Source organism: Streptomyces deccanensis (genome assembly GCF_022385335.1).
GTDB classification, from domain to species: Bacteria; Actinomycetota; Actinomycetes; order Streptomycetales; family Streptomycetaceae; genus Streptomyces; species Streptomyces deccanensis.
This window is the reverse complement of sequence record NZ_CP092431.1, coordinates 8,619,937-8,641,794: the sequence shown is the minus strand read 5'-3', so window position 1 is coordinate 8,641,794 and position 21,858 is coordinate 8,619,937. Positions and strand designations below refer to the sequence as shown.

Annotated in this window: 13 protein-coding genes and 1 tRNA gene; 5 read left to right on the top strand and 9 right to left on the bottom strand. The window is 71.0% G+C overall.

The genetic code is table 11. The features are described from left to right. Positions 1-47: 47 nt before the first annotated feature. From L3078_RS38155 to L3078_RS38145, 3 genes are all read right to left on the bottom strand, one after another. On the bottom strand, positions 48-953 hold the full coding sequence (locus L3078_RS38155; protein ID WP_239758658.1) for a C40 family peptidase: 906 nt from the start codon (positions 951-953) through the stop codon (positions 48-50). Between the two features lie 180 nt (positions 954-1,133). After that, positions 1,134-5,081 (bottom strand): nSTAND1 domain-containing NTPase, encoded by a 3,948-nt coding sequence (locus tag L3078_RS38150; protein WP_239758656.1) that lies wholly within the window; start codon positions 5,079-5,081, stop codon positions 1,134-1,136. A 165-nt stretch (positions 5,082-5,246) separates the two neighbouring features. Next, positions 5,247-5,627 carry a hypothetical protein gene (locus L3078_RS38145; protein ID WP_239758654.1) on the bottom strand — a complete coding sequence of 127 codons (381 nt, stop codon included), beginning with the start codon at positions 5,625-5,627 and terminating at the stop codon, positions 5,247-5,249. Between the two features lie 320 nt (positions 5,628-5,947). On the opposite strand from L3078_RS38145, the gene L3078_RS38140 reads away from it, so the two are divergent. Then, a complete protein-coding gene (locus L3078_RS38140; protein WP_239758653.1) occupies positions 5,948-7,318 on the top strand; it encodes a glycoside hydrolase family 43 protein in 1,371 nt (456 codons plus the stop codon). Between the two features lie 172 nt (positions 7,319-7,490). On the opposite strand, the gene fusA is transcribed toward L3078_RS38140, so the two are convergent. From fusA to sucC, 5 genes are all read right to left on the bottom strand, one after another. Continuing rightward, positions 7,491-9,569, bottom strand: coding sequence for an elongation factor G (gene fusA / locus L3078_RS38135; protein WP_239758651.1), 2,079 nt, complete (start codon positions 9,567-9,569; stop codon positions 7,491-7,493). A 360-nt stretch (positions 9,570-9,929) separates the two neighbouring features. Then, positions 9,930-10,017: transfer RNA gene (locus tag L3078_RS38130), tRNA-Leu, on the bottom strand. Between the two features lie 185 nt (positions 10,018-10,202). Further along, a complete protein-coding gene (locus L3078_RS38125) occupies positions 10,203-11,771 on the bottom strand; it encodes an aldehyde dehydrogenase family protein (RefSeq protein WP_239758649.1) in 1,569 nt (522 codons plus the stop codon). 88 nt (positions 11,772-11,859) lie between these two features. Then, on the bottom strand, positions 11,860-12,744 hold the full coding sequence (gene sucD, locus L3078_RS38120; protein WP_239758647.1) for a succinate--CoA ligase subunit alpha: 885 nt from the start codon (positions 12,742-12,744) through the stop codon (positions 11,860-11,862). Between the two features lie 11 nt (positions 12,745-12,755). Beyond that, positions 12,756-13,886 carry an ADP-forming succinate--CoA ligase subunit beta gene (gene sucC, locus L3078_RS38115; protein ID WP_239758645.1) on the bottom strand — a complete coding sequence of 377 codons (1,131 nt, stop codon included), beginning with the start codon at positions 13,884-13,886 and terminating at the stop codon, positions 12,756-12,758. Positions 13,887-14,030: 144 nt separating this feature from the next. Between sucC and L3078_RS38110 the strand changes: the two genes are divergently transcribed. From L3078_RS38110 to L3078_RS38095, 4 genes are all read left to right on the top strand, one after another. After that, positions 14,031-15,731 carry a thiamine pyrophosphate-binding protein gene (locus L3078_RS38110; protein ID WP_239758643.1) on the top strand — a complete coding sequence of 567 codons (1,701 nt, stop codon included), beginning with the start codon at positions 14,031-14,033 and terminating at the stop codon, positions 15,729-15,731. Positions 15,732-15,741: 10 nt separating this feature from the next. Further along, the gene (gene frc, locus L3078_RS38105) at positions 15,742-16,992 is read left to right on the top strand and encodes a formyl-CoA transferase (protein ID WP_239758642.1); all 1,251 of its coding nucleotides are present in this window, start codon (positions 15,742-15,744) and stop codon (positions 16,990-16,992) included. 3 nt (positions 16,993-16,995) lie between these two features. Further along, positions 16,996-19,140, top strand: a complete 2,145-nt coding sequence (locus L3078_RS38100; RefSeq protein ID WP_239758640.1) for an acetate--CoA ligase family protein — start codon at positions 16,996-16,998, stop codon at positions 19,138-19,140. A 116-nt stretch (positions 19,141-19,256) separates the two neighbouring features. Beyond that, positions 19,257-20,645 (top strand): OFA family MFS transporter, encoded by a 1,389-nt coding sequence (locus L3078_RS38095; protein WP_239758638.1) that lies wholly within the window; start codon positions 19,257-19,259, stop codon positions 20,643-20,645. A 96-nt stretch (positions 20,646-20,741) separates the two neighbouring features. Here the strand turns inward: L3078_RS38095 and L3078_RS38090 are convergent, their stop codons facing one another. Then, positions 20,742-21,794, bottom strand: coding sequence for a sugar phosphate isomerase/epimerase family protein (locus L3078_RS38090; RefSeq protein WP_239758636.1), 1,053 nt, complete (start codon positions 21,792-21,794; stop codon positions 20,742-20,744). Between the last annotated feature and the right edge of the window lie 64 nt (positions 21,795-21,858).

Here is a 21,858-nt window from a genome sequence, read left to right as displayed (position 1 = left end):
CACCGCGCGCCGGTGGCCGCCCCCCGACGGTCACCGGGACGAGGCTGTCAGGTGATGGGGGGCACGTCCTTGCAGTCGGGTACGCCCGCCAGCCAGGCCGGTCCCTTGATGTAGATGTTGGTGACCCAGGCCCGGTAGTCCGGCAGGTAGGACCAGACGTCGTTCTCGTAGCCCTCCGCCCTGACCATCTCCGCGTGCTTCTGGCAGTACACGCGGATGGTGGTCGAGTACGGGAAGGCGTAGACGCGGCGGGCCGCGAGGCTGGGCTCGGCCTTGGTCCAGACGCCGGTGCCCCAGGTCTGGTGGATGTTGCCGGTGGGCGCACCTGTGTTGACGCGCACGGCGCCGAAGTAGGTGCTGCCCAGGCGGACGTCACTGACCATCAGCTTGGTGCCGGACTGCCGGGCCTCGACCATCCTGCCGGCGCCGAGGTAGATGGCGATGTGCTGCATGTCCGTCGAGTCCTTGCCGTAGGCGAGGAGATCGCCGGGCAGCAGCGGGGCGAGACCCTGGGCGGCGGTGAAGCGGGCGGCGGCGCGGTGCGTGTAGAACTGCTGGCTGGCGACGCCGTTGAGGATGTCCGTGCCACCGGTGGCCTGGGCGTACGCGTACCGGACGAGGCCGGAGCAGTCGAACCCGCGTCGCTCGGGGTCGTGCTCGCTGGCCGGGTCGCTGGGGTCGACCTGCCCGTAGGTGGCCCCGGGGGTCGCGCCGTGGCCGCCGCCCCAGGTGTACCAGGTGCCGGCCGCGACCTCGGCGCAGGCGGCGGCGATCGCCCGCTCGGCGGCCGCGGACGCGCCGGGGGCGAGGGGGCGGCAGTCGCCGGCGGCGGGTGCGGCCGGTGCCGCGTGCGCGGTGGCGGTCGTGGCCACCGGTACCCAGAAGAGGACGGCCAGGAGTGCGATCAGTGTGCGTGTGATCAGTGTGCGGTTGAGTCCGGTCCGGCTCACCATGCCGGGACCCCCGATTCCTGGTTGACGTGGATCATGCGGTCGTTGTGGTCGTGCGGCGCTTGCGGTCGTGCAGCAGCTTGCCGTTTCTCCGCCCCGGCGCGGAGGCCCGGGTGTCGCCCCATCGGATCGGGCAACCGGGAAACACCTGGGAAACCCCCTGTGAGCAGGGCCGTCGGCCACTCACGTCCTCCCGCACCTCGGTCCCGACGAGACCGGCGTGCCCGGCAGCAGGCTGCCGCGTTCGGCGGGGCCGAGCCCGGCGCTGACGCGGCAGATCTTCTCCAGGCGTGCCCCGGGGTCGAGATCCCACAGCCGTACCGTCCCGTCGGTGCTGCTGCTGGCCACCGTCCGCCCGTCGGGCGCGAAGTCCACGCCCCACACGGCGTTGTTGTGGCCTGACAGCGTCGCCCAGGGCTGCCGCGCCCGCATGTCCCACAGCCGCACCGTGCGGTCGTTGCCACTGCTGGCGAGCATGCGGCCGTCCGGTGAGAAGGCGAGGCCCCGGGCCGAGCCGGTGTGTCCGGTGAGGGTTGCCTCGAAACGACGCGTGCGCACGTCCCACAGGCGTACGGCGCCGTCGTTGCCGCTGCTGGCGAGGGTACGGCCGTCCGGGCTGAACGCGACGCTGCGTACCGCGCCGGTGTGGCCGGTGAGTTCGTCCAGGGCCCGGTGCGAGGCGACGTCCCACAGCCGTACGGTCAGGTCGTCGCCGGCGCTCGCCAGGGTGCGGCCGTCCGGGCTGAAGGCGACGGCGTTGGCGTAGTCCTCGTGTCCTTCGAGGACGGCGATGTCGCGTCGTGCGGCGACGTCCCAGAGGCGGACCGTGCGGTCGGCGCCGGCCGAGGCGAGGGTCCTGCCGTTCGGCGCGAAGACCACCGAGAAGACCTCCCCGGTGTGGCCGGTGAGCTTCGCCAGGGCCTTGCGCCCGGCCACGTCCCACAGGCGGATCGTGCCGTCGGAGCTCGCTGAGGCGAGGGTCCTGCCGTCGGGGGCGAACGCCACCGAGAAGACCGCCTCGGTGTGGCCGGTGAGCCTCTTGAGGAGGCGGTGCGTGCGTACGTCCCAGAGCCGCACCGTGTGGTCGGTGTCGGCGGTGGCCAGCAGCTTCCCGTCGGGGCTGTAGGCCACCTGCCAGACCTCCGTGAACGGACGTGCCGTCAGCACCTGCCCGCCCAGGTCCCACAGGACGACGGACTGGTCGAAGCCGGCCGTGGCCAGCCGGGTCCCGTCGGAGGTCACGGCGACCCCCAGGACGTAGTCGGTGTGTCCGGCGAGCACGGCGGTCTGCCGACCGCCGCGCACGTCCCACAGGCGGGTCGTGCCGTCGCCGACCGCGCCGATCACCGCCGTACCGTCGGGCGTGTAGGCGACGGCGTTGATGTCGTCGCTGCTCCCGGTGAACACCGCTGTCTGCTCGCCGTCGCGCACGTCCCACAGCCGTACGGTGCGGTCGATGCCCCCGGAGACGACCTGCCGTCCGTCCGGGGAGAACGCCGCGCCCAGCACTTCGTCGGTGTGCCCTTCGAGGACGTCGAGCCGTTTCGCTCGGTCGGTGTCCCACAGGCGTACGGTCCGGTCGGCTCCGGCGGAGACGAGTTTCGTGCCGTCGGGGGCGTACGCCAGCGCGTTGAGGGTGCCCTTGTGACCGGTGAGCGAGGCCGTGCGCCGGGGCGTGCGCCCGGTGCTCCAGAGTTCGACGGTCCCGTCGGCGGTGGCGACGGCGAGCGTGCCGCCGCGCGGGTCGAAGGCCACCGCCCGGTCGCCCTTGGTGCCGGACGGGAGGGTGGCCGTCCGACGCCGGTCGCGGACGTCCCAGAGGGTCACGGGGCCGTCCGTCGACGTCGCCGCGACGGTCCGGCCGTCGGGGCTGAAGGCGACCGAGCGGACCCGGCCGGGGACGGTGAAGGTGGCCAGCGTCCGGTGGTCGCCGGTCGCGCGGCGCACGATGACGGTGCCGTCGGAGCTGGCCGTCGCCAGGGTGCGGTCGTCGGGGGCGAAGGCCACCGCGTTGACCGGGCCCCGGTAGCCGCCGAGCCGGGCGGAGAAGGGCTGGGCCTGGGTGCTGAGGAGGGCGCCGCGTGCCTCCACGGTGGTGTCGGCGCGGTAGGCCTCCTCCGCGAGCAGCATCGACGCCTCCGGCCGGCCCCCGGCGAGGGACGCGGACCGGACGGCGAGGGCCTGGGAGCGGGCGGCGCGCTCCTGGTCGAGGGCGCCCTCGCGCTGCTGGTAGGCGAGGCCGCCGGCGATCACGGCGAGCCCGAGCAGGACGGCGAGCGTGGCCAGCAGGGACTGCCGCAGCCGGACCTGCCGTGCGGCCTGTCGGCGGCGGCCGTCCTCCTCCGCCTGACTGGCCCTCAGGAAGGCCTCCTCGCCGGGGCCGAGGCGGCGCCGACCGTCGGACTCGTCGGCCCAGGCCCGTACGGTCTCCAGCCGGGTGCCCCGGTAGAGGGCGGACGGGTCGCGTCTCTCGCGCTCCCATTCGACGGCGGCGTGGGCGAGTTGCTGGTGCAGGAGGAGGCCGGCACGGTCGGCGTGGATCCAGTCGCGCAGCCGGGGCCAGGCGTGCAGCAGGGCCTCGTGGGTGATCTGGACCGTGTCGCTGTCCAGGGTGATGAGCCGGGCGCGGACGAACGCGTCGAGCGCGGCGGCCGCGCCGTCGGCGTCGCCGAGCTGTGCCATCAGCGCGGCCCGGCTCGTCCGGCGGCGGGTCGCTCCGGCGCCGTCCGCGACGACCACGAGCCGGGACAGGATGCGGCGGATCGTCCGCTGCTCGGCCGGGTACAGCCGGGCGAAGACGTTCTCGGCGGTGCGGGCGATGGCTCCCTGGATGCCGCCGGCGCGTTCGTAGCCGTCGACGGTGAGGGCGGAGTCCGTACGGCGCTGCCAGGTGGCGAGCAGTGCGTGGGAGACGAGCGGGAGCGCGCCGGACGGCGTCTCGTCGGCGCCGATCGCGGTGGGGTGCGCGGGGCCCGTCCCGGTGGGGAGCGCGGCGCCGGCCCCCGTGGTGTGCGCGGCGCCCCGGAGCGTCGCGTCCGGTGCGTCGCGCAGTCCGGCGTCGCGCAGGAGGAGCGGGACGAGGCCGGGTTCGAGGGTGACGCCGGCGAGTTCGGCGGGCCGGGTGATCGACTCCCGCAGCTCCGCCACGGACATGGGCGCCAGGACGAAGAGTCCGTCGGTGAGCACCGGGGTCAGTTCGGGCAGGCCCAGACAGCTGCCGGTGAAGTCGGCGCGGACGCCGAGCACCACGACGGCCGGCGCGTGCGTGTCGTCGCCCGGTCCGGTGGTCGCGAGGGCGCACAGCACCCGGACGTAGGCACGGCGTTCCTCGTCGTCGGGGCAGAGCGTGAACAGTTCCTCGAACTGGTCCACGATCAGGACGGGGCGCGGGGGCGGGGGTCTGCGGCTCCCCGGGGCCGGCGGCGGTTCGTCGGCCATCGCGCGTACGGCGGCGAGCAGGGCGGCGGGGTTCTCCCGCACCGTCTCCACGCTGACGCCGAGGTCGCCGCCGACGGCCTTGGCGGTGCGTTCCAGCAGTTCGTCGAGGGGGCGTGAGGTGGGGGTGAGCAGCACCACCGGCCAGCGGTCGGCGCCCGGCATGGGGAAGTCGCCGCGTTTCAGGGCGGGCACGAGTCCGGCGTTGAGCAGGGACGACTTGCCCGCGCCGGACGGGGCGACCAGCATCAGCGGCCCGCTGCCGACCCGTTCGAAGACCCGCTCCACCAGGGCGGCCGTGGCGCGCTCCCGCCCGAAGAACCACTCGGCGTCCTGCGGGGTGAACGCCGACAGGCCGCGATACGGACACGGGGCGTCGGACTGCCGCGCCGCGCTCTCCCCGTCGGGTCGCGCGTCACGGGGCGGGGCCTGCTGCACCAGCCGTAGCAACTCGCCCTCCGCGCGCAGTACTTCGTCGCAGAGACGGGCGACGTCGACGGTGGCGCGCTTGGCACCGGTCTCGATCTTGCTGAGGTAGCCCTTGCTGTAGTGGGTGCGGCGGGCCAGGTCGGTGAGCGACAGTCCGCGTTCCCGTCTCAGGCGTCTGAGTTGCGCGGGGAAGGACGGCGTGGTCAGCGCGGTCCCGTCCCCGTCGTTCCGGCGGTCCGGGTCCTCTCCGAACGGCGGGTCCCCCAAGGTGTCCCCCAAGGCAGTGCGGGCCGTGAGACGGCGGATGCCCAGGTTACTGTCGGGGCGGCGAGGACGACCAAACCTTTCACTCGGAGTGGCGAAAACACGAGCGTCCGGAACCGCGGGCCGATGCGGTTCCGGACGTCGTCCCCCGTTCTCCCCGTGGGGAGGCTACGGGCGGTTGAGGCGGATCGAGTTGATCGGCGTCATGTCCTTGTCGATCGACCAGCCACCGCCCGGGAGGTGCCCCTCGCAGCCCGTGCCGTTGTACCCGGTGCAGGTCTGCATGGTCGCGCCGCCGGTCTGGTTGTTGATGATGCGGTGGATCCCGTACATGTTGCTGAGGTTGTGGTAGCCGTACGTGTAGTACTTGTGCGACGGCACGTCGTTGTTCCAGCCCGCGTTCTCGGGATAGATACACACGTAGCCCTCCGGGCAGCCGTGAATGGTGGCTGCGGGCTTGGCCTGTGCCTGGGTGACGGAGGCGGTCATCACCGCGCCGGTCGCCAGTACGAGTGCCGCCGCGGTCCGCATCGCCTTGAGCTTGCGCATCGTTCCCCCTTGGTCATGGGTTCTGGGTGACGCATCCAGAGTTGCCCGGCCGCACCCCAGGGGTCGACGGGTTTCCTGTTGCCCGCCTGTGAGGCTGCCGGGAAACCGTTCGCGACCTGGGACGACGCCCCGTCGGAGGCAACCGCGGCGCCCCGGTCCGCGGAAAAGCGGAACCCCGTCTCGCACAATCAACGCTCAACCCATTGACGCGCTCATGCCCCCCTCTTATCTTCTGACCGAAGTTCCGCACGATGTACGACATATCGAACAAAACAACATCCCCACGCCTCAGGGCAGTTCACGCAGAAATGGGACGAGCGTTGAACAGAACCCTCAGGGCGGTCCTCGCCCTCCTCACCTCGGTGGCCGCCCTTCTGGGGCTCACCACCGCCTTCGCCGGCGCGGCCGGAGCCGCCCACCCGCCGGCGGGACAGGCGACGCGGTACACCATGACCGCGTTCACCAACAGCAGCGAGTCGAACATGTACGTCTACGACTCGCCGGACGCGACCGGGTTCACCCTCCGCAAGGGCCCCGCGTACACCCCGCCCTCCGGCCTCATCCGTGACCCCAGCATCTTCAAGCACACGGACGGCTACTACTACCTGACCTACACCACCCGCACCTGGTCGGCGCTCTCCACCACCATCGGCTTCGCCCGCTCCACCGACCGCCTCAACTGGACCTTCCTCTACGACTACACGGTCCCGATCAGCGGTCTGCAGCGCGCCTGGGCGCCGGAGTGGTTCGTCGACACCAACGGCAGCGTCAACATCATCCTGTCCGCGTCGATCGCCGCCGAGGGCGAGTACATCTTCAAGCCGTACAAGCTGACGGCGACGAACTCCGCCCTCACCGCGTGGTCGGCGCCCACCCGGCTTTCCGGCATCGGCCCGAACTACATCGACACCTTCATCGTCAAGATCGGCTCCACCTACCACGCGTTCACCAAGAACGAGACGACGAAGTACATCGAGTACGGCACCGCCTCCAGCCTCACCGGCCCGTACACCATCACGAAGACGGGCAACTGGGCGGGCTTCGGCTCCGGCATGGAGGGCCCGGCACTGGTCCAGCTCGACAACGGCGGCTGGCGGATCTACTACGACGCCTACGGCGCCGGGCAGTACTGGTACAGCGACAGCTACGACAACTTCGCCACCTGGTCGACCCCGACGCAACTCCCGGGCCTCACCGGCTTCGTCCGCCATCTGACGGTCCTCAAGGAGACGGTCTCCGGAGGCGTCACCCTCCCCACCAACACCACCCGCTCCCTCCAGTCCGTCAACTTCCCGGGCCGCTACGCCGTCGCCCGCACCGACAACCTCGGCTATGTCGACCCGGTGACGTCCTCCAGCACCACCGCCGTCAAGCAGAGCGCGACCTTCACCGTCGTACCCGGCCTCGCCGACGCCAACTGCTACTCCTTCCGCAACTCCGCCGGCCGCTATCTGCGCCACTGGGACTACCGCCTCCGCTTCGACCCGGACGACGGCACCACGGTCTTCGACAAGGACGCGACGTACTGCGCCCGCCCGGGCACGACCTCCGGTTCCGTCCGCCTGGAGTCGTACAACTACCCGGGCCGCTACATCCGCCACTACAACTACGAACTACGCCTGGACACCTACCAGGCCACGGACACCTTCCGAGCCGACAGCTCCTTCGCTGCGGTGAGCCCCTGGGCCTGACGCCGAGGAAATCCCCGCGCCCCGTCAGGGGCGCGGGGAACTGCGCGAGAAGCCCCACCGAACGGACGCTTGGGGGTCAAAGGGGCGCAGCCCCTTGAGGATGGGACGGGTAGGGGCGGCGGGGGCGAGAAAACCCCCACGCACCCCCACCCACCGACTCACCGCACCCGACTCACCCCTCACTCACCACCACACCCGGCGCCCGCACATACCCCGCCGGCCGAGCCGTGAACGTCCCCCGCCCCTGCGTCCGACTACGCAACCGCGTCGCATACCCGAACAGCTCCGCCAACGGCACGGTCGCGGTGACGACCACCGCCCCACCCCGCGCGACGGAGTCCGACACCCGCCCCCGCCGCGCGGCGAGATCCCCGAGCACCCCGCCCACCGCGTCCGAGGGCACGGTCACGGTGACATCGGCGACAGGCTCCAGAACCCCCATCACCCCGGCCCGCATGGCCTCCCGCAGAGCGAACCGCCCCGCCGTACGGAACGCCATCTCCGAGGAGTCCTTGGAGTGGGTCGCCCCGTCGACCAGCGTGACGGCGACCCCCGTCACCGGGTGCCCACCGAGCGGCCCCTCCACGAGCGCGTCCCGGCAGCCGGCCTCGACCGCGCGGACGTACTCCTGCGGCACCCGGCCGCCGACGACGGCCGAACGGAACACGAAGCCCGTCGCGGCCCCGTCGCTCTCCGCCTCCAGCGGTGCCACGTCCAGCACGACATGCGCGAACTGCCCGGCCCCGCCGTCCTGTTTGACGTGCCGGTACACCAGCCCGGCCACGCCCTGGACGAGGGTCTCGCGGTAGGCCACCCGGGGCCGGCCGACGGCGACGTCGAGCCCCTGGCTCTGCCTGACCTTCTCCACGGCGACCTCCAGATGCAGTTCACCCATGCCGGACAGCAGGGTCTGCCCGGTCTCGGGGTCGGTCCGTACGACCAGCGAGGGATCCTCCTCGGCGAGCCGTGCGAGGGCCGTGGCGAGCCGGTCGGTGTCGGTGCTGCGGCGTGCCTCGACGGCCACCGACACCACCGGGTCGGCGACGGACGGCGGTTCGAGGAGCAGCGGCGCCGCCGGAGCGCACAGCGTCGTCCCCGCGCGGGCGGACTTCAGCCCGACGACCGCGACGATGTCGCCGGCCACGGCCCGCTCCAGCTCGGCGTGCCGGTCGGCCTGGACCCGCAGGATCCGGCCGATCCGCTCGGTGCGCCGCGTCCCGGCGTCCAGCACGGTGTCCCCCTTCCGGATCGTGCCCGAGTACAGCCTTATGTACGTCAACCGTCCCGTGGCCGTGGCGCTCACCTTGAACGCCAGGGCCGCGACCGGCGCCTCGGCCTCGGCGGCGCGCTCCTGCTCAGTACCGTCATGCGTGCCGCGCACGGCCGGCACGTCCAGGGGCGACGGCAGATACGCCACCACCGCGTCGAGCAGCGGTTCGATGCCACGGTTGCGGTAGGCGGAGCCGCAGAGCACGACCACTCCCTCACCCGTGCGGGTGAGGTCGCGCAGCGCGGCGGCCAGCGTCGGCGCGGAGAGCGTGCCCTGCGCGCAGAACTCCTCCAGCGCCGTCGGATGCAGTTCCGCCACGGCCTCTTCCAGCCGCCGCCGTCGCAGCCCGGCCTCGTCCCTCAGCTCGTCGGGGACCGGGCCCTCCACGGCCGTGTCGGAACCGTCCGCCCACACCAGCGCCCGCATGCGCACCAGATCCACCACACCGACGAACCCGTCCTCCGTACCGATCGGCGACTGCACCACCAGCGGCGCCGGATGGAGCCGCTGCCGGATCGACTCGACGGCCGTGTCCAGGTCGGCGCCCGCGCGGTCGAGCTTGTTGACGAAGGCGATGCGGGGCACGCCGTGCCGGTCGGCCTGCCGCCAGACCGACTCGCTCTGCGGCTCGACGCCCGCGACGGCGTCGAACACCGCGATCGCGCCGTCGAGCACCCTGAGCGAACGCTCCACCTCGTCGGCGAAGTCGACGTGGCCGGGCGTGTCGATGAGGTTGATCCGATGCCCGTCCCAGGCGCAGCTGACGGCCGCCGCGAAGATGGTGATCCCCCGGTCGCGCTCCTGCGGATCGAAGTCGGTGACGGTCGTCCCGTCGTGGACCTCGCCCCGCTTGTGCGTGGTCCCGGTGGCGTACAGGAACCGCTCGGTGACGGTGGTCTTGCCGGCGTCGACATGGGCGAGGATGCCCAGGTTGCGGACGGCGTGCAGAGGGTTGGCGAGGGTGGTGACGTTGCTGCGCATGGCCCGTGGCCTTTCAGCTGAGCTGTTTCAGGGCAGCGCGATTCCCGTGCGTGGGCGCCATGCGAGGACGTCAGGCGTACGTCACGGGCTCCGGTACCGGCCGCGCAGCGGGCACCGGCCGGACGAGGACACGAGGATCACCTCGTACAGGGAACGGGGAACGACGACAGCGGTGCGCTCACACACGGCCGGCTCCCCTCATCTCGTCGTTTCGGTGGGGCGAGTCTAGAGAGATCGACGGGGCCGGGGCATCGCATTTTTCCGGGGGCCCCGAGCAGCCCGACGACAACGAAAAACCCCACCGACCGGAAACGGTCGACGGGGTCGATTCGATCTATGTGCTTGTTCTCTGTGCTTCTGTGGTGTCCGAGGGGGGACTTGAACCCCCACGCCCAATAAAGGGCACTAGCACCTCAAGCTAGCGCGTCTGCCATTCCGCCACCCGGACCAGGTGTCTGTCGCCTGGACGGGGGTGTTCCCCGCGGCGACATGGACAACAATACCAAGGTTTCGGAGTGCCCTTCACCTGCATATCCGGGCTCCGGGCGGGGTCGTGCGGGCCCCCGCGAGCGGGGCCGCACGACCTCACCTGGGGTGATCGGACGGTCACGATCCGGACAGGTCCGGCGTGGGTCAGGCGACGGACGGCATGAGGTGGTAGTCGGGGAAGTTGCCCGGCAGCCGCTCCCCCGCCGGGCCCCGGGTGACCGCCTTGACGAGCAGGTCGCCGCCGACGAAGGCGCCCCGCCAGGAGGCGCCGAAGCCGCCGAAGAGCTCGTCGCGGTCGCCGCGTGAGCGGGGCCTGCCGTGGCCGACCTTGAACGCCCGGATCTGGGGTGCGAGCCGCTCGTACGTCGCCCGGTCGTCGGTGGAGAGGGTGGCGACGAGCGCGCCGTTCGAGGCGTTCATGGCAGCGAGCAGCTCGGCCTCGGTGTCGACCAGGACGATCGTGTCGACCGGGCCGAAGGGTTCCGCGTGGTGGAGCGGGGAGGACGGGGGCGGGTCGAGGAGGGTGACGGGCTGGACGTACGCGCCGGTGTCCTGGCCGGGCAGGAAGCGCGCGTCGGCGAGCCGGCCCCGGTGCAGCGGGACGGCGCCCCGGTCGACGGCCTCGGCGACCTGGTCGGTGAGTTCCTTGGCCTTGGCCGCGTTGATGACGGGGCCGAAGTCCAGCGTCGGGTACGGGTCGTCGGGGTGCTCCACGGCCAGTGGGTGGCCGACCCTGAGGGTGCGGACCGCCGGAAGGTAGGCCGCCAGGAACTCGTCGAACAGTTCCCGCTGGACGACGAAGCGCGGGTACGCCGTGCAGCGCTGTTTGCCGTAGTCGAAGAGTTTGGGGATGACGGCGGACAGGGTGTCCCAGTCGGTGTGGTTCCAGATGCCCCAGGTGTTCAGGCCCTCCTGTTCCAGGACGTGGCGTTTGCCGAGGTCGGCGACGGCGGTGGCGACCGCGGCGCCGGTGTCGCGGCCGCCTACGAAGGAGACGCAGCCGATCTCGGGGGCGCGGACCAGCGCCTCGGACAGCTCGCGTCCGCTGCCGCTGACGAGGGTGACGGGGATGCCCTCGCGGGCGGCCAGCGCGGCGGCGAGGGTGAGGCAGGCGACGCCGCCGTCGGTGGGAGTCTTGGCGATGACGGCGTTGCCCGCCAGGGCCTGGACCAGCATCGCGTGGACGAGCACACTCATCGGGTAGTTCCAGCTGGCGATGTTGGAGACCGGGCCGTCGAGGGGGACGCGCCCCTCGACCATCGGTTCGATGCCGTCGACGTACCAGCGGACGCCGTCGATGGCCCGGTCCACGTCGGCCTGGGCCAGTCGCCAGGGTTTGCCGATCTCCCAGACGAGGAGCAGGGCGAGCAGTTCGCGGTGCTGGGTGAGGGCGTCGAGGGTGGCGGCGACCCGGGCGCGGCGTTCGGCGAGGGGGACGTGGCGCCATGCGCGGTGCTGGTCGAGGGAGGCCCGGACGGCGTGGTGCGCGGTGGCGCCGTCCAGGCGGGGCGGGCCGGCGATGGGGCTGCCGTCGACGGGGCTGGTGGCGGGCAGGGTCCGGCCGTCGGGCTGCCAGGCACCGTTCCAGAGGTTGAGGACCCGGTCGTCCCGGAAGGCCTCGGGGGCGACGGCCTGGCAGCGCCGCCAGGCGTCGGTCCAGGCCGTGCCGGACTTCAGGGTGAGGGTGGCGGGCGTGAGGGTGGGTGGTGCCATGGGTGTCTCCGCTCTCGGTGCACAGTCGGGGGCGGGAGGTGCGCCGGCCCCGTGCGGGGCCGGGCGGGCAGGGTGTCGTGCGGGAGGGTCAGGCCTCGGTCTCCAGGGCGGCGAGCACCAGCCGGGCCGTTTCGGTGGGCGTGCTGCCGACCCGCACCCCGACCGCCTCCAGCGCCTCCTTCTTCGCCTGCGCCGTGCCGGTGGAGCCGGAGACGATCGCGCCGGCGTGGCCCATCGTCTTGCCCTCGGGCGCGGTGAACCCGGCGATGTAGCCGACGACGGGCTTGGTGACGTGGTCGCGGACGTACGCGGCGGCCCGTTCCTCGGCGTCGCCGCCGATCTCGCCGATGAGGACGATCAGTTCGGTGTCGGGGTCGTCCTGGAAGGCGGCGAGGCAGTCGATGTGGGTGGTGCCGACGACGGGGTCGCCGCCGATGCCGACACAGGTGGAGAACCCGATGTCGCGGAGTTCGTACATCAGTTGGTAGGTGAGGGTGCCGGACTTGGAGACCAGGCCGATGCGTCCCGGCTTGGCGATGTCGGCGGGGATGATGCCCGCGTCGGACTGGCCCGGGGTGATCAGGCCGGGGCAGTTGGGTCCGACGATCCGGGTCCCCTTGGCCCGCGCGTACGCCGTGAAGGCGACGGAGTCGTGGACGGGGATGCCCTCGGTGATGACGACGGCGAGGCCGATGCCGGCGTCGGCGGCCTCGACGACGGCCGCCTTGGCGAAGGCGGGCGGGACGAAGACGACGGTGACGTCGGCGCCGGTGACCTCGATGCCCTCGGCGACCGAGCCGAAGACGGGGACGGCACGCTCGTCGAAGTCGACGGTGCGGCCCGCCTTGCGGGGGTTGACGCCGCCGACGACGTTCGTGCCGGCCGCGAGCATGCGGCGGGTGTGCTTCACGCCCTCGCCGCCGGTCATGCCCTGGACGAGGACCTTGCTCTCCTTGGTGAGGTAGATGGCCATGTCCGGGCTCCTCAGTTCGCGTGGGCGAGGTCGGCGGCGCGGCGCGCGGCGCCGTCCATGGTGGTGGCCTGGTGGACGAGGGGGTGGTCGCGGTCGTCGAGGATCGCCCGGCCGCGCACGGCGTTGTTGCCGTCGAGGCGGACGACGAGCGGTTTGGTCAACTGGACGCTGTCCAGCGCCTGGACGATGCCGTCGGCGACCGCGTCGCAGGCGGTGATGCCGCCGAAGACGTTGACGAGGACGGACTTCACATCCGGGTCGGAGAGGACGACGGAGAGGCCGTCGGCCATGATCCGGGCGGAGGCGCCGCCGCCGATGTCGAGGAAGTTGGCGGGGCGCGCGCCGCAGCCCGCGACCACGTCGAGGGTGGACATGACGAGTCCGGCGCCGTTGCCGATGACGCCGACCTGCCCGTCCAGCTTCACGTAGTTGAGGCCCTTGGCGGCGGCCGCCGCCTCCAGCGGGTCGTCGTGCGCGAAGCCCTCGTCACCCCAACGGGTCTGCCGGAAGCTCGCGTTGTCGTCGAGGGTGACCTTGCCGTCGAGGGCGAGGATCCGGCCCTGTTCGGTGCGGACGAGGGGGTTGACCTCGACGAGGAGGGCGTCCTCGCGGGTCAGCACCTCCCAGAGCCGCATCAGGACGTCGACGGTCTGCGGCGGCAGACCGGCCGCCTCGGCGATCTCGGACGCCTTCGCGGAGGTGACGCCCTCGACGGGGTCGATCGGGATGCGGGCCACGGCCTCGGGCCGGGTCGCCGCCACCTCCTCGATGTCCATGCCGCCCTCGGCCGAGGCGATCGCGAGGAAGCGGCCGGCGGCGCGGTCGAGGACGTACGAGACGTAGAACTCGCTCTCGATCGCGACGGGTTCGGCGACCATCACCGTGCGGACGGTGTGGCCCTTGATGTCCATGCCGAGGATCTGCCGTGCGGTCAGTTCGGTGGCGGCGGGGTCGGCGGCGAGCTTCACCCCGCCCGCCTTGCCGCGTCCGCCGGTCTTCACCTGGGCCTTGACGACGACGCGCCCGCCGAACCGGCGGGCGATCTCGCGTGCCTCCTTGGGCGAGTCCGTGACCTCGGCGCGTGGCACCGAGATGCCGTGTTCCTCGAACAGTTGCCTTGCCTGGTGCTCGAACAGGTCCATTCCGGCTCCTGACTCAAAAGTGCCGCACGCCCCCTGGACACCACCCACCGGATGCGGGATAACAAGCTTCATACAGTATTCGTCGACTGTATGCAATCAACCGCGAGCACACTCCAATCCCCTACGAAGGGACAGGACTTCGCCATGCCCGACGGCAACAGCCAGGACCTCATTTCCGGTGGTCACCTCGTCGCGAAGGCACTCAAAGCGGAGGGTGTGGAGGTCATCTACACCCTGTGCGGCGGCCACATCATCGACATCTACGACGGCTGCGTCGACGAGGGCATCGAGGTCGTCGACGTCCGCCACGAACAGGTCGCCGCACACGCCGCCGACGGTTACGCCCGCATCACCGGCAAGCCCGGCTGCGCGGTCGTCACCGCCGGCCCCGGTACGACCGACGCCGTGACCGGTGTCGCCAACGCCTTCCGCGCGGAGTCCCCGATGCTGCTGATCGGTGGTCAGGGCGCGCACACCCAGCACAAGATGGGGTCCCTCCAGGACCTGCCGCACGTCGACATGATGACGCCGATCACCAAGTTCGCGGCGACCGTCCCGGACACGGCCCGCGCCGCCGACATGGTGTCGATGGCGTTCCGCGAGTGCTACCACGGCGCCCCCGGGCCCTCCTTCCTGGAGATCCCGCGCGACGTGCTGGACGCCAAGGTGCCCGTGGAGAAGGCACGTGTGCCGAAGGCCGGCGCCTACCGGGCCTCGACCCGCTCCGCCGGTGACCCCGAGGCGATCGAGAAGCTCGCCGACCTGCTGGTGCACGCCGAGAAGCCCGCGATCCTGCTGGGCAGCCAGGTATGGACGACCCGGGGCACCGAGTCCGCCATCGAACTCGTCCGCACGCTCAACATCCCGGCGTACATGAACGGCGCGGGGCGCGGCACCCTGCCGCCCGGCGACCCGCACCACTTCCAGCTCTCCCGCCGGTACGCCTTCTCCAACGCCGATGTCATCGTCATCGTCGGTACGCCCTTCGACTTCCGCATGGGCTACGGCAAGCGGCTGTCGCCGGACGCCACCGTCGTGCAGATCGACCTCGACTACCGGACCGTCGGCAAGAACCGCGACATCGACCTCGGGATCGTCGGCGACGCGGGTCTGGTGCTCAAGTCCGTGACGGAGGCGGCTTCCGGGCACGCTTTTAATGGATACAGCAACGGGGGCGCGTCGAAGCGCAAGGAGTGGCTCGACGAGCTGCGGGCCGCCGAACAGACCGCCATCGAGAAGCGGCTGCCCAGCCTGAAGTCGGACGCCTCACCCATCCACCCGTACCGGCTGGTGAGCGAGATCAACGACTTCCTCACCGAGGACTCCATCTACATCGGCGACGGCGGCGACATCGTCACCTTCTCCGGGCAGGTCGTGCAGCCCAAGTCGCCCGGGCACTGGATGGACCCGGGCCCCCTCGGCACGCTCGGCGTCGGTGTTCCCTTCGTGCTCGCCGCGAAGAAGGCGCGGCCCGACAAGGAGGTGGTGGCACTCTTCGGCGACGGCGCCTTCTCCCTCACCGGCTGGGACTTCGAGACCCTCGTCCGCTACGACCTCCCCTTCGTCGGGATCATCGGCAACAACTCCTCCATGAACCAGATCCGTTACGGCCAGAAGGCCAAGTACGGCGAGGAACGCGAGCGCGTCGGCAACACCCTCGGCGACGTCCACTACGACAAGTTCGCCCAGATGCTGGGCGGTTACGGCGAGGAGGTCCGCGACCCCGCCGACATCGGCCCCGCGCTCCGGCGCGCCCGGGAGTCCGGCAAGCCGTCGCTCATCAACGTCTGGGTCGACCCGGACGCGTACGCCCCCGGAACCATGAACCAGACGATGTACAAGTGAGGTGCCCCCGATGACCCCTACCGCAGGCACGTCGACCAAGGCTCTCGAAGGCATCCGCGTCCTCGACATGACGCACGTCCAGTCCGGCCCGTCCGCCACCCAACTGCTCGCCTGGCTCGGCGCGGACGTGGTGAAGCTGGAGGCGCCGACCGGGGACATCACGCGCAAGCAGCTGCGCGACCTCCCGGACGTCGACTCCCTCTACTTCACGATGCTCAACTGCAACAAGCGGAGCATCACCCTCAACACCAAGACCGAGCGCGGCAAGGAGATCCTCACCGAGCTGATCCGGCGCTCCGACGTCATGGTCGAGAACTTCGGGCCGGGCGCGGTCGACCGCATGGGCTTCACCTGGGACCGTATCCAGGAGATCAATCCGCGGATCGTCTATGCCTCCATCAAGGGGTTCGGGGACGGTCCGTACACCAACTTCAAGGCGTACGAGGTGGTCGCGCAGGCCATGGGCGGGTCCATGGCGACGACCGGCTTCGAGGACGGACCGCCGCTGGCGACGGGGGCCCAGATCGGGGACTCGGGCACGGGCATCCACGCTGTGGCGGGGATCCTCGCGGCGCTCTACCAGCGGGAGAGCACCGGGCGCGGGCAGCGGGTCAACGTGGCCATGCAGCACGCCGTCCTCAACCTCTGTCGGGTGAAGCTGAGGGACCAGCAGCGGCTGGCACACGGCCCGCTCCGTGAATATCCCAACGAGGACTTCGGCGACGAGGTTCCCAGGTCCGGGAACGCGTCCGGCGGCGGCCAGCCCGGCTGGGCCGTGAAGTGCGCGCCGGGCGGCCCGAACGACTACGTGTACGTCATCGTGCAGCCCGTCGGCTGGCAGCCCATCAGCGAACTCATCGGCCGGCCCGAACTGGCGGACGACCCCGAGTGGGCGACCCCGGAGGCCCGCCTGCCCAAGCTCAACAAGATGTTCCAGCTGATCGAGGAGTGGTCGTCCACCCTGCCCAAGTGGGAGGTGCTGGAGCGGCTCAACGCCCACAACATCCCGTGCGGGCCGATCCTCTCCACCAAGGAGATCATCGAGGACGAGTCGCTGGTCTCCAACGAGATGGTCGTCACCGTGCCACACCCCGAGCGCGGCGAGTTCGTGACCGTCGGCAGCCCGCTGAAGCTGTCCGACTCCCCGGTGAACGTGGTCAGTTCACCGCTGCTCGGCGAGCACAACGAAGAGGTCTACGTCGGCGAGCTGGGGCTCGGCGACGAGGAGCTGCGCCTGCTCAAGTCGAACGGAGTGATCTGATTGATGGCCGAAGACCGGGTGCTGAGGGTGCGCGGACTCCTCGACGCCGTACGGGCCGAGGGCCGGAGCGCGCTGACCGCTCCCGAGGGCAAGGTGATCGCCGACGCGTACGGGATCGCCGTACCGGGCGAGGAGTTGGCGCGGGACGTCGACGAGGCGGTGTCGTACGCGGCGCGCTTCGGCGGGCCGGTGGTGATGAAGATCGTGTCGCCGGACATCCTGCACAAGACCGACGCGGGCGGTGTGATCGTCGGGGTGGAGGGCGCGGCCGACGTGAAGGCCGCGTTCCACCAGATCGTGGACAACGCGCGCGCGTACGCGCCCGCCGCCCGTATCGAGGGCGTCCAGGTGCAGGAGCTGCTGCCGAAGGGGCAGGAGGTCATCGTCGGCGCGGTGACGGACCCGACGTTCGGGAAGGTGGTGGCGTTCGGGCTCGGCGGGGTGCTGGTGGAGGTCCTCAAGGACGTCACGTTCCGGCTCGCGCCGGTCGACGCGGACGAGGCGCTCTCCATGCTGGACTCGATCCGCGCGGCGGAGGTTCTGCGCGGGGTGCGCGGGGCGGCGGCGGTGGACCGGTGGGCGATCGCCGAGCAGATCCGCCGGGTCTCCGAACTCGTCGCGGACTTCCCGGAGATCGCCGAGGTGGACCTCAACCCGGTGATCGCGACCCCGGAGGGGGCGGTCGCGGCGGACATCCGGGTGATCCTCGCGGAGTCGGTGCCCAAGCCGAGGCGCAGGTACTCGCGTGAGGAGATCCTCACCTCGATGCGCCGGCTGATGCAGCCCGCGTCGGTGGCCGTGGTCGGCGCCTCCAACGAGCAGGGCAAGATCGGCAACTCGGTGATGCGCAACCTCGTCGACGGGGGTTTCGCGGGCGAGATCCATCCGGTGAACCCCAAGGCCGATGACATTCTGGGCCGCAAGGCGTACAAGAGTGTCACGGACGTTCCCGGTGAGGTGGATGTGGCGGTCTTCGCGATCCCCGCCAAGTTCGTGGCCGCGGCGCTGGAGGAGGTGGGTCGCAAGGGCATCCCCAACGCCGTACTGATCCCCTCGGGTTTCGCGGAGACCGGCGAGCACGAACTCCAGGACGAGATCGTGGCCATCGCCGAACGGCACGGCATCCGGCTGCTCGGGCCGAACATCTACGGCTACTACTCGACCTGGCAGGACCTCTGCGCCACCTTCTGCACGCCGTACGACGTCAAGGGCGGGGTGGCGCTGACCTCGCAGTCCGGCGGCATCGGGATGGCCATCCTGGGCTTCGCGCGGACCACGAAGACGGGTGTCTCGGCGATCGTCGGGCTCGGCAACAAGTCGGACTTGGACGAGGACGACCTGCTGACCTGGTTCGGCGAGGACCCGCACACCGAGTGCATCGCCATGCACCTGGAGGACCTGAAGGACGGGCGGGCCTTCGTGGAGGCCGCGCGGGCGACCGTCCCGAAGAAGCCGGTGGTGGTCCTGAAGGCGGGCCGTACGGCGGCCGGGGCGAAGGCGGCTGGCTCGCACACGGGCGCGCTGGCGGGCGACGACGCCGTGTACGAGGACATCCTCAAGCAGGCCGGTGTCATCCGCGCGCCCGGCCTGAACGACATGCTGGAGTACGCGCGCGCGTTGCCGGTGCTGCCGGCTCCGCAGGGCGACAACGTCGTGATCATCACGGGGGCCGGCGGCAGCGGCGTACTGCTGTCGGACGCGGTGACCGACAACGGGCTGCACCTGATGGAGATCCCCCCGGACCTGGACGCCTCCTTCCGGACGTTCATCCCGCCGTTCGGGGCCGCGGGCAATCCGGTCGACATCACCGGCGGCGAGCCTCCGTCGACGTACGAGGCGACGATCCGGCTGGGCCTGGAGGACCCGCGCATCCACGCGCTCGTCCTCGGCTACTGGCACACCATCGTCACTCCCCCGATGGTCTTCGCGGAGCTCACCGCGCGCGTGGTGGCCGAGTTCCGGGAGCGGGGCGTCGAGAAGCCGGTCGTGGCGTCGCTCGCGGGTGACGTCGAGGTGGAGGAGGCCTGCCAGTACCTCTTCGAGCGTGGGGTCGTGGCCTACCCGTACACGACCGAGAAGCCGGTGGCGGTGCTCGGCGCGAAGTACCGGTGGGCCAGGGCCGCGGGACTGTTGGGGGGCGGTCGATGAGCTGAGCGACTGCTCGAACCACGGGGCCCGCGGACGACCGCTCGCCGCGGGCCCCGGCGCAAAGAAGCACGGACAGGGGGCGCTGGCCAGACTTACACGCGGAGGGTTCGATCGACATGGCAACAACTGACATCTCCACACCCGTCCCCTACCGGGAGGTGACGGACGCCAACGGCCGGATGTACCGGATCGGCGAGTCCGACCTGGACATCATGGGGCGCAAACGCAAGTGGATGGTCATCCTGCCGTGGGTGGGCATGATGGGCATCAGCTCGGCGGAGTACGCGTTCGCGTCCGCCGAGGAGACCCTGCACACGGCGCACAGCTGGAGCAACCAGCACATCTTCTGGATGCTGGGCGTCTGGGTGTTCTTCCAGGCCGCGGTGGCCTTCCCGGCCGGGAAGCTGCGTGAGAGCGGCAAACTGCCCGCCCGCTGGGCGATGATGCTGGGCGCCGTCGGCACCCTCCTCGGATACGTGTCCCTCGCGTTCGCGCCGCACGTCGTCGTCGCGTACATCGGGTTCGGCATGTTCAGCGGCATGGGCGCCGGCATGGTCTACGCGACCTGCGTCAACATGGTCGGCAAGTGGTACCCGGAGCGCAAGGGCGGCAAGACCGGCTTCGTCAACGGCGGTTTCGCCTACGGTTCGGTGCCCTTCGTGTTCATCTTCACCGGGTACATGGACCTGACGAACTTCCGCTGGGTGCTCGTCTCCGTCGGTGTGTTCCTCGCGGCGGTCGTCGCCGTGGCGGGCTACTTCTTCCAGGACCCGCCGAAGAACTGGTGGCCGGCCGAGGTCGACCCGCTGCGCAAGCCGGACGACCCGCGCGCGCGGCGCGCACTGGAGAAGAACCCGCCGGCCGTGAAGCAGTACACGCCGAGCGAGGCCTGGCGCACGGGCCGGGTGGCGCTGATGTGGTTCTGTCTGCTGTGCACCTCGGGTGTGAACATCTTCGGTATCGCCTTCCAGGTGCCGTTCGGCAACGAGGCCGGTTTCGCGGGCGGGATCGTGGCCACGGCGATGTCCTTGAAGGCGATCGTCAACGGCACGGGACGCGGTGTCATCGGCTGGCTCTCCGACCGCTACGGCCGCAAGCAGTGCCTGATCTTCGTCTGCATCGTGCTGGGCCTGTCCCAGTACGGCATCCTCTGGTCCGGCAACATCGGCAACCTGCCGCTCTTCCTGGTGTTCTCCAGCATCTCCGGATTCGGCGGCGGCGCCATCTTCCCGATGTTCGCGGCGATGACCGCGGACTACTTCGGCGAGAACAACAACGCCTCCAACTACGGCCTCGTGTACAGCTCCAAGCTGGTGTCCGGTCTGCTCGGCTCCGGGATGGGCGCCGTGGTCGTGGGCGCCTGGGACTACGCGGGCGCCTTCGTGCTCGCCGGTTCCATCTCGTTGTTCGCCGGTTTCGTGGCGATCTTCCTGCACCCGCCGGGGCGGCCCCGCTCCCGGCACATCGCTCCCAACCCCCGTCCGCTCGGTGACGAAGTGGCCTGACCGATGGCCTGACGCCTCCGCGTACGGCAGCAGGCGGCCGCCCCGTGGTCCCGCACCACGGGGCGGCCGCCTGCTGCCGTTGTCGCCCGGCGTCGGTCAGCACTTCTCCCGCAGCGAGTGCAGGTGCTCGCTGGAACGGCGGGCGAAGGTGAACGACTCGGAGGGGTTGTCGTGCTCGGCCTGCCAGTGGTGGGCGAGACGGTGGCCCTTCAGCCGGGTGACGGCCGAGATGAACTTCTGGTAGTCGATGTCGCCGTCGCCGACGTCGACCATGCGGTAGCCGAAGGGGTTCGACGGGTCGCTGTCGCCGTCCTTGACGTGGAAGAGCGGGTAGCGGTTCGGGCGGCGCAGGACGTAGTCGAGCGGCTCGAAGGGCGCGGGGGTGCCGTCGGGCCGCTTGGAGAAACGGAACTGGGCCACATACGCCCAGAAGATGTCCATCTCCAGGAAGACCAGGTCGGGGTCGGTCTCCCGGAGCAGCACGTCGTAGAGGCGGACCTTGGGGTTGTCGGTGGCGAAGGAGAACTCCTCGGAGTGGTTGTGCTGGTAGAACTTCATGCCCCGCGCCCTGGCCGCCGCGCCGTAGGTGTTGAACTCGTGGGCGGCCCGCTTCATCGCGTCGACGGTCATGCCGTAGCGGAAGGGACCGGCGGCGGTGCCGATGTGCTTGAGGCCGAGGGCCTGGGCGTCGTCGAGGACCTTGGTGAGGTTCTGGGCGAAGGTGTACGCGTTCGGGTCGCTCGCGTAGTAGCCGACGTGGCTGCCGATCGGGGTGAGCCCGTGGTTGCGGGCCAGGCGCTTGAGCTGGGCGAGGGTGATGGGGCCCGCCGAGCCCTGGGTGTAGCCGGCGAACTCGACCTCGTCGTAGCCGTACTTCTCCAGTTCGGCGAAGACGGGGGCGAAGCCGAGGGTGGAGACCTTGTCGCGCAGGCTGTAGAGCTGGATGCCGAGGCGGCCGGGCGGGAGGACGGGGCGGCCCCGGCCCTTGCCCGCTGCTCCGGTGGCGGTCGCGGCGTCGGTGCCCGCGGCCTGTGCCGGGGCGGCCGCGCCCAGCAGGGCGGCGACCGTGGCGCCGGCGGCCACGCCGAGCATGCCTCGTCTGCTGAGGCGGTGGGTGAGTTCGGGATCCGGCTGGTGGGTGCGGCTCATGCCTGGAACTCCTCTGCGTGGAAGGGCGTTGTCAGTGGTGGGTGCTTCACTTGTGACCAGTCAG

What these genes read in the sequence shown, in the direction of transcription:
- L3078_RS38155 (WP_239758658.1), bottom strand. Translation starts at nt 953, where the DNA reads ATGGTGAGCCGGACCGGACTCAACCGCACACTGATCACACGCACACTG.
- L3078_RS38145 (WP_239758654.1), bottom strand. Translation starts at nt 5,627, where the DNA reads ATGCGCAAGCTCAAGGCGATGCGGACCGCGGCGGCACTCGTACTGGCG.
- fusA (WP_239758651.1), bottom strand. Translation starts at nt 9,569, where the DNA reads ATGCGCAGCAACGTCACCACCCTCGCCAACCCTCTGCACGCCGTCCGC.
- L3078_RS38125 (WP_239758649.1), bottom strand. Translation starts at nt 11,771, where the DNA reads ATGGCACCACCCACCCTCACGCCCGCCACCCTCACCCTGAAGTCCGGC.
- sucD (WP_239758647.1), bottom strand. Translation starts at nt 12,744, where the DNA reads ATGGCCATCTACCTCACCAAGGAGAGCAAGGTCCTCGTCCAGGGCATG.
- sucC (WP_239758645.1), bottom strand. Translation starts at nt 13,886, where the DNA reads ATGGACCTGTTCGAGCACCAGGCAAGGCAACTGTTCGAGGAACACGGC.
- L3078_RS38110 (WP_239758643.1), top strand. Translation starts at nt 14,031, where the DNA reads ATGCCCGACGGCAACAGCCAGGACCTCATTTCCGGTGGTCACCTCGTC.
- frc (WP_239758642.1), top strand. Translation starts at nt 15,742, where the DNA reads ATGACCCCTACCGCAGGCACGTCGACCAAGGCTCTCGAAGGCATCCGC.
- L3078_RS38100 (WP_239758640.1), top strand. Translation starts at nt 16,996, where the DNA reads ATGGCCGAAGACCGGGTGCTGAGGGTGCGCGGACTCCTCGACGCCGTA.
- L3078_RS38095 (WP_239758638.1), top strand. Translation starts at nt 19,257, where the DNA reads ATGGCAACAACTGACATCTCCACACCCGTCCCCTACCGGGAGGTGACG.
- L3078_RS38090 (WP_239758636.1), bottom strand. Translation starts at nt 21,794, where the DNA reads ATGAGCCGCACCCACCAGCCGGATCCCGAACTCACCCACCGCCTCAGC.